This is a genomic window from Elioraea tepidiphila DSM 17972, assembly GCF_000378465.1.
Taxonomy (GTDB): Bacteria; Pseudomonadota; Alphaproteobacteria; order Acetobacterales; family Acetobacteraceae; genus Elioraea; species Elioraea tepidiphila.
Window position 1 is genome coordinate 1 of sequence record NZ_KB899956.1, and the last position, 7,390, is coordinate 7,390.

Genomic DNA, 7,390 nt, shown 5'->3' on the forward strand with positions numbered 1-7,390 from the left:
CCCCGCCTGTCGGGCTGGCTTCCCGGCCAGCCGCCTCGCGATCCAGCATCAGCGCCACGTCGTGGATGGTGCGGAACAGCAGCCGCCGGACGAAGCGGCGGAACCACCAGTAGACCGTCTGCCATGGGCCGAAGTGCACCGGCAGCATCCGCCAGCCACCCGCGCTTCGTGCCATGTAGCGGATCGCGTTCAGCACCTCACGCAGAGCGACTGACGGCTTCCGACCGCGCCGCGACGGCTTCGGCAGCAACGGCTCGATCCGCGCCCACGCCGCGTCGCGTCAAGCCTTTCCCAAACGGTCACTCGGCGCCACCCGTCGGCCGGAAGCCCCCCGCTGGCCCCTGAGGCTTGACCCGGTGGCGCCGCAAGCGGGGCGCCTACTGGTTGTCGTACCGGAATGGGCGGTCCGGCTGGCGGCGCCGTTCGCCCCGCTGCCAGCCGCGTTCGCCGTCGGACCGCCGCTCGCCTCGCCATCGCCGTTCGTCGCGATCATCGCGCCGATGCCAGTCGCGGCGCGGCGGCGGGGGCGTCACGACCCGAGGCGGCGGCGGCGCATAGACGCGCGGGCGGTAGAGATAGGTCGGTGAGGTATAGACCGGGGGACGGTAGACATAGGCCGGGGCGGTGTAGACCGGGTAGCCGTGGCCGTAGGCGGGATACGGCTCCTCGTAGGTGGCGCAACCGGAGACCAGCAAAGCCGCGAGCATCAGAAGCCTGCGCATCGGTCCATCCTCTCGATGGCAGGAGGATTACCAGCCGATCATGGCGACGCCACGCGGGGATGATGGCGGCGCGACGGCGGGCTGTCCTGGCAACGGGTCCCCCGCCTCGGCTCAGCCCACCGGGTCGGTCGCTCCCAGCATGTCGCGCAGCGCGGCTTCGGCGCTGGCGACCGGGTTGCCGGAGGTGAACAACACCTTCAACGCCGGATCGATCGCCCGCGCCTCCTCCGCAAGCCGGCGCCCGTCCATGGCGCCGACAAGGCCGATATCAGTGAACAGCAGGTTAACTTTGCGCTGCCGTAACGTCGTCAGTGCCTCGGCCGCGCTGCCGACGGGCTGCACCTGGTAGCGAAGGGCGCGGAGCTGCGACGCGGCGGCCGCGCGCAGCCGCGGATCGTCTTCGACCAGCAGGATCGTTGCGGTACCGCATTCCGGGGCGCGTTCCTCGGCCGCGGCGACCTCGGTGGGGCGCGTGGCAGGTAGAGCGTCACGGTGGTGCCGCGCCCCGGGTCGGAGCGGATCGGCAGCCGGCCCTTCGACTGCTCGACGAAGCCATAGACCATCCTGAGGCCGAGCCCCGTGCTCTTGCCCGGCTCCTTGGTGGTGAAGAACGGGTCGCAGGCGCGCGCGAGCACCTCGGGCGGCATGCCGGCGCCAGTGTCGCTGACCGCGATCATCACGTAATCCTCGGTGGGCCCGCCGGCCTTGGTGGCATCCTCCGGGCCGAGGCGGATATTGGCGGTCTCGATGGTCAGCCGGCCGCCCCCGGGCATGGCGTTGCGCGCGTTGACGTGGAGGTTCAGCAGCGCGCCCTCGAGCTGGAGCGCATTGGCGAGCGCCGGCCACGTTTCGCCGTTGCGGACCAGCTCGACCGCGATCCGCCCGCCGAGGGTGCGGACCAGCATGGCGCGCATCCGGGCGAGCACGGCGTCCACGTCGGTCGGCTCGGCGGCGAGTAAACGGCAGGGCCGTGGCCGCAGCCCGACACCACACCCCGAAGGTGGCGCAGCCGGGGGTGACCAAAGCCGCGTGCATCAGCCGCCTGTGCGTCGGTCCCACCGTTCGATGATCGGGGCGTTACCGGGCGATGGAGACGTCGCCACGGGGGTTCGTGGCAAGAGTGCAGCAGGCGGAGACACCCTCACCCTGACCCTCTCCCACGGTCGTGGGAGAAGGAACCTTGCGGTGACTCAGGGGGGTGCTGCGGCGGGCGCGGCTGGCTCGAGCGCGGCGCGCAGGGCTCGCGGCTCGGTCAACGGCAAGCCGCAGGTGCCGGCGCGGCAGACATAGGCGGCGGCGCGGCCGTCCACCGGTCTCTTGCCGGCGGCCGGGTGGCCCGGCGGCAGATCGTCGCCCACGAGCTGCACCGTCAGGCCAAGCTCCGGCACAGCGTGTGCGGCCGCCACAAGCGCCCGGGTGTCGGGACCGTCGGGCGCGCCGGCAACCACCACGGACGCGCCGCGCTCCAGCATGTCGGCGGCGACCAGAAGCCAGGGATGCGCCCAGGGCTGCTCGGCCGCGCCGCCGGCATAGGCCGCGACCAGGCCAGCGGCGGCGGCACGGTACCGGTCCTCGCCGGTGACCAGCCAGAGCCGGGCGAGCGCGTCGGCCATCATCCCATTGCCGGAGGGGACGGCGTTGTCGGCGGCATCCTTGGCGCGGACGATCACGTCGGCCGCGTCGGCCGGCGAGGTGAAGAAGGCGCCGTCGGTGTCGGCGAACAGGGCGAAGGCGGCGCGGGTCCAGGACTCGGCGGCGCGCAGCGGGGCGGGGTCGGCCGTGGCGCCGGCGAGGATCACCCCTGCGCGGATCATCGCAGCGTAGTCGGTCAGCAGGCCAGGCACGCGGACGGTGCCGTTGCGCCAGGAGTGCCAGAGGCGGCGCCCGCCGCCCGCCTCACCCGCGTCCATGTGGCGGGCGACGAAGGCGAAGGCGCGGGCGGCGAGCGCGATCCAGCCAGGCTGGTCGAAGACGTGGCCGGCGCGGGCGAGCGCGGCGATCATCAGCCCGTTCCAGTCGGCCAGCACCTTGTCGTCCCGGCCCGGGGGGATGCGGGCAGCGCGGTTGGCGAACAGGGCCGCGCGGGCACGGGCGAAACCCGCCTCCTCGGCCGGGTCGGCCGTCGGCGAGGCGGAGCGGTTGAGGATGACCTTGTGCTCCCAGTTGCCCTGGGGCGTGACGTCGTAGGCGCGGCAGAACCGGTCGATCGCGCCGGGGTCGAACCCCGCGATTTTCAGCACCGAGCGCACCTGGGCGTCGGTCCAGACATAGAACCTGCCCTCCTCCCCCTCGCTGTCGGCGTCGAGGGTGGAGGCGAAGCCGGCGGTGCCGTCGGCGGCGGGGGCGGCGATCATCTCGCGCGCAAGCCAGGCGACCGTCTCCTCGGCGCGGGCGCGCCAGAGGGTGGCGAGGGCGGGGTCCGGGTCGTCGGCGAGGAGGGAGAGCAGCTCCAGGATCTGGGCGTTGTCGTAGAGCATCTTCTCGAAATGCGGCACGAGCCACTGCGCATCGGTGGAGTAGCGGGCGTAGCCGCCGCCGAGGTGGTCGTAGATGCCGCCCCGCGACATCCGGTCCAGGGTCAGCGCCACCGCGGCGCGGGCGGAGGCGTTGCCCGTGCGGCGGTGCTCGTTCCAGAGGAAGCGGAACAGCGCCGATTGCGGGAACTTCGGCGCGCCCTGAAGCCCGCCGTCGCGCCGGTCGATGGTCCGCAGCAGGGTGGCGGCGGCGGTCTCCATCTGCTCCGGGCCGATCGCGGCGCCGGGGCGGGCGCGCGCCATGGCGGCCAACGCCTCGGTCAGCGCCGCGACGTTCTTCGCGACCTTCTCGGGCTCGTCGCGGGCGACCCGGGCGATCGCGTCGAGCACCTGGGGGAAGGAAGGGCGGCCGAAGCGGGGTTCGGGCGGGAAGTAGGTGCCGCCCCAGAAGGGCTTGGCGTCGGGGGTGAGGAACATCGTCAGCGGCCAGCCGCCGTGTTCACCCATCAGGTGGAGGGCCTGCATGTAGATGGCGTCGATGTCCGGGCGTTCCTCGCGGTCCACCTTGATGTTGACGAAGTGGCGGTTCATCAGCGCGGCGACGGCCGGGTTCTCGAAGGACTCGTGGGCCATGACGTGGCACCAGTGGCAGGCCGCGTAGCCGATCGAGAGCAGGATCGGCTTGCCGGTGGCGCGGGCCTCGGCGAGGGCGGCGTCGGACCAGGGGCGCCAGTGAACAGGGTTGTCGGCGTGCTGGAGCAGGTAGGGGCTGGTCTCGTCGGCGAGCAGGTTGCGCGGGGGGAGCGTGGCCGTGGGGGTATCGGGCATGGATCCCTCCCGGGAGCGGGGTTTCGGCGGGGGCGGCTCACCTCTACATAGGGGTCGAGGGCGCGGGAGAAAGCGATGGCGGATGATCGGCGGCGGGCGGGGGACCCGCCACTCTACTTCGAGGCGCATGTGTTCGTGTGCTGCAACCGGCGCCCCGAGGGGCATCGGCGCGGCAGTTGCGCGGAGAAGGGGTCGGAGGCGCTGCGCGACTACATGAAGGCGCGGGCCAAAGAGCTCGGGCTGAAGGGCGTGCGGGTGAACATGGCCGGCTGCCTGGACCGCTGCGAGTTCGGCCCGACCATGGTGATCTACCCCGAGGGGGTCTGGTATCGGGTGCGCAGCCGCGAGGAGGTCGACGCCGTGCTGGAGGCGCATCTGGTCCGCGGCGAGAGGGTGCCGGAACTGATGCTGACCGAGCGCGACGTGGTGATGAAGGCGCCGAAGCCGGCGGTGGCGTCGGCCGCTGGCGACGACGGCTGAGCGTGTTTCACGTGGAACACCCGCGCCTGCGTTTCACGTGAAACAGGACTCCCCTGCCCTTGCCACGGACCAGCACGCGCGCCTCACCGCCTACGCCGAACTGATCGCCCGCTGGTCGCCGCGCATCAACTTGGTCGCGCCCGGGGACCTGCCGCGGCTTTGGGAGCGCCACATCGCCGACGCCGCGCAGCTGGTCCCGCTGATTCCGCCGGGCACCCGATCCATCGCCGATCTCGGCTCCGGTGCCGGCCTGCCCGGACTGGTCCTGGCGATCCTCACCGGCCTGCCCACCCATCTGGTCGAGCGCGACCGGCGCAAGGCCGCCTTCCTGCGCGAGGCCGCCCGCGCCACCGCCGCCCTGGCCACGGTCCACGCCGCCGACGCCGCCACCCTCGCCCCGCTCAAGGCCGACCTCGTCACCGCCCGCGCTCTCGCCCCCCTGCCCGACCTCCTGCCCCTCGTCGCCCGCCATCTCGCCCCCGGCGGTGCGGCGCTGCTGCCCAAGGGCGCGACCGCGGACGCCGAATTGACCGCCGCCGCCCCCCTCTGGACAATGCACATCGAGCGGTTCCCGAGCCGCACCGACCCTGCCGCCACCATCCTCCGTCTCACCGAGGTCGCGCGTGCCCGACGCAGCCCCTGACGCCTCGCCCGCCGCCCGGCCCCGCATCATCGCGCTCGCCAACCAGAAGGGCGGCGTCGGCAAGACCACCACGGCCGTGAATCTGGCCACCGCCGTCGCCGCCACCGGCCAGCCCGTCCTGCTGATCGACCTCGACCCCCAGGGCAACGCCTCCACCGGCCTCGGCCTGGCCCGCGGCGAGCGCGGTGCCGGGTCCTACGCCGTGCTCATCGAGGGAAGGCCGCTCACCGAGCTGATCCGCCCCACCGCCATCCCCAATCTCTCCCTCCTGCCCTCCGACCAGGACCTCGCCGGCGCCGAGATCGAGCTCGTCGCGCTCACCCGCCGCGAATTCCGGCTGCGCGATGCCCTCGCCGCCGCGCCACCCGGGCTCGTGTTGATCGACTGCCCCCCCTCGCTCGGCCTGCTCACCCTGAACGCCCTGGTGGCGGCCGGTGCCGTTCTCGTCCCCCTCCAATGCGAGTTCTTTGCGCTCGAGGGCATCTCTCAGCTCATGCGCACCATCGAGGTGGTGAAGCGCGGCCTGAACCCCCGCCTCACCCTCCAGGGCATCGTGCTGACGATGTTCGACCGCCGGAACAACCTCTCCGACCTGGTGGCGGCCGATGTGCGCGGCTTCTTCGGCGACAAGGTGTACGAGACGGTGATCCCCCGGAACATCCGCGTGTCCGAGGCGCCGTCGCATGGCAAGCCGGTGCTGCTCTACGACGTCCGCTCCGCCGGCAGCCAAGCCTATATCCGCCTCGCGGCGGAGCTGTTGAAGCGCGAGCGCGAGGCCAAGGAGACCCCAGCATGAGCCCCAAGCGTGATGCCTCCAAGCGCCTCGGCCGAGGGTTGGCCGCGCTGCTCGGCGATGCGGCTTCCGCCCCCCCTGCCCCGGCGGAGGCGTCCGTGCCTGCGGGCGATGTGCAGTCCGTGCCGATCGCCGCGCTGGAGCCGAGCCCGTTCCAGCCGCGCTCGGGGATCAAGCCGGAGGGGCTGGAGGAGCTGATCGCCTCGATCCGCGAACGCGGCATTCTCCAGCCCTTGCTGGTCCGTCCGCATCCCGAGCACACGGGCCGGTATCAGATCATCGCCGGCGAGCGGCGCTGGCGCGCGGCGCAGGCGATTCCCTTGCACGAGGTGCCGGTGCTGGTGCGCGCGCTCTCCGACCTCGAGGCGGCAGCGGCGGCGCTGGTGGAGAACTTGCAGCGCACGGACCTCGACCCGATCGAGGAGGCGGAGGGATTGATGCGTCTCATTGAGACGCATAAGCTCTCACAAGAAGAGATCGGTCGCATGATCGGCAAGAGCCGGTCGCATGTCGCCAACACGATCCGGCTGGTCAACCTGCCCGCCATCGTCCAGCAGCATGTGCGGGAGGGGCGGCTGACCGCCGGCCATGCGCGCGCGTTGCTGGGGGCGAAGAACCCGGAGGCGCTGGCCGCGCGGGTGGTCGAGCAGGGGCTCAGTGTGCGCCAGACCGAGGCCCTGGTGGCGGCGGAGGCGCAGGCAGGGCCCAAGAAGGGTCCGCCGCGGGCGGTCGACCCGAACCTGGCGAGCCTGGAGCGCGACCTGAAGGAGCGGCTGGGGGTGGGGGTGCATCTGCGCCCGCGCGGCCAGGGGGGTGAGCTCCGGCTGCGCTACGCGAACCTGGACCAGCTGGACGGGCTGCTCGCGCTGTTGATGCGGGAGTCTTGAAGGCCTGGGGAAGGGCCAGTCGGCCCTTTCCCCAGACCCTCAACCCGCGAACGGGCCGTCTCCCGAGGGGTCCCGCTCTTTTTCGGAGCGGGACCCCTCGGGAGACGGCCGATTTGGTTGCGGCTGGCCCGCGTTTCCCCATCGGCTAGCACGACTTTGGCAGAAACATGCGGGGGGGCTGCCGATTTCGGATTCCCCTGTCGGCTTTTGCGTGATTCATGAGGGATCGGCTTTGGGGAGCCGATCATGGCTGGAGTAGGTGCTGGCGGGGGTGGCGGGGTGATCTGGAGGGGTGGCTCGCGCCGTTCCTGGAACGGCTCGGCCACAAGGCGCGGCGGCGGATGTGCCCGCTCTACGTTGCCGGGCTGATCGGGCCGGGCGATCGCAAGAGCATCCAGCCGATGGCCGAGCGGCTTGGGTTCGGCACACACGATCGCCTTCATCACTTCGTCTCGGCCGGCAACTGGGATGCCGCGCCGCTGCTGGAGGAACTGGCCCGCAAGGCCGATGGGCTGCTCGGTGGCGATGACGCGGTGCTGGTGGTGGACGACACGGCGCTGCCC

9 protein-coding genes and 1 pseudogene are annotated in these 7,390 nt (G+C 72.2%); 5 read left to right on the forward strand and 5 right to left on the reverse strand.

Going from position 1 to position 7,390, the window contains the following annotated elements; translation table 11 throughout:
- The 5 genes and pseudogenes from F563_RS23610 to F563_RS0120840 form a co-directional block, all read right to left on the reverse strand.
- A pseudogene (locus tag F563_RS23610) lies at positions 1-268 on the reverse strand (transposase); the annotation flags it as partial.
- Between the two features lie 109 nt (positions 269-377).
- Positions 378-722 carry a hypothetical protein gene (locus F563_RS24225; RefSeq protein WP_019016625.1) on the reverse strand — a complete coding sequence of 115 codons (345 nt, stop codon included), beginning with the start codon at positions 720-722 and terminating at the stop codon, positions 378-380.
- Between the two features lie 111 nt (positions 723-833).
- Entirely contained in the window at positions 834-1,136 is a 303-nt protein-coding gene (locus F563_RS24600; RefSeq protein WP_084596766.1) for a response regulator, read from the reverse strand.
- Positions 1,031-1,627, reverse strand: coding sequence for an ATP-binding protein (locus tag F563_RS23620; RefSeq protein WP_162140610.1), 597 nt, complete (start codon positions 1,625-1,627; stop codon positions 1,031-1,033). The genes F563_RS24600 and F563_RS23620 overlap by 106 nt, the downstream gene beginning before the upstream one ends.
- A 285-nt stretch (positions 1,628-1,912) precedes the next feature.
- Complete coding sequence (locus F563_RS0120840; protein ID WP_019016627.1) at positions 1,913-4,024, reverse strand: thioredoxin domain-containing protein; 2,112 nt, start codon at positions 4,022-4,024, stop codon at positions 1,913-1,915.
- 75 nt (positions 4,025-4,099) lie between these two features.
- Between F563_RS0120840 and F563_RS0120845 the strand changes: the two genes are divergently transcribed.
- The 5 genes from F563_RS0120845 to F563_RS0120865 all read left to right on the forward strand — a co-directional run.
- Positions 4,100-4,504: a (2Fe-2S) ferredoxin domain-containing protein gene (locus F563_RS0120845; protein ID WP_019016628.1), complete on the forward strand. Its 405-nt coding sequence runs from the start codon at positions 4,100-4,102 to the stop codon at positions 4,502-4,504.
- Between the two features lie 37 nt (positions 4,505-4,541).
- Positions 4,542-5,147 carry a 16S rRNA (guanine(527)-N(7))-methyltransferase RsmG gene (locus F563_RS0120850; RefSeq protein ID WP_019016629.1) on the forward strand — a complete coding sequence of 202 codons (606 nt, stop codon included), beginning with the start codon at positions 4,542-4,544 and terminating at the stop codon, positions 5,145-5,147.
- A complete protein-coding gene (locus F563_RS0120855) occupies positions 5,128-5,943 on the forward strand; it encodes a ParA family protein (RefSeq protein ID WP_019016630.1) in 816 nt (271 codons plus the stop codon). The genes F563_RS0120850 and F563_RS0120855 overlap by 20 nt, the downstream gene beginning before the upstream one ends.
- Complete coding sequence (locus tag F563_RS0120860; RefSeq protein WP_019016631.1) at positions 5,940-6,827, forward strand: ParB/RepB/Spo0J family partition protein; 888 nt, start codon at positions 5,940-5,942, stop codon at positions 6,825-6,827. Before F563_RS0120855 ends, F563_RS0120860 begins: the two co-directional genes overlap by 4 nt.
- 218 nt (positions 6,828-7,045) lie before the next feature.
- Positions 7,046-7,390 (forward strand): transposase (locus F563_RS0120865; RefSeq protein ID WP_245557184.1); only part of this gene is annotated, 345 nt, incomplete at its 3' end.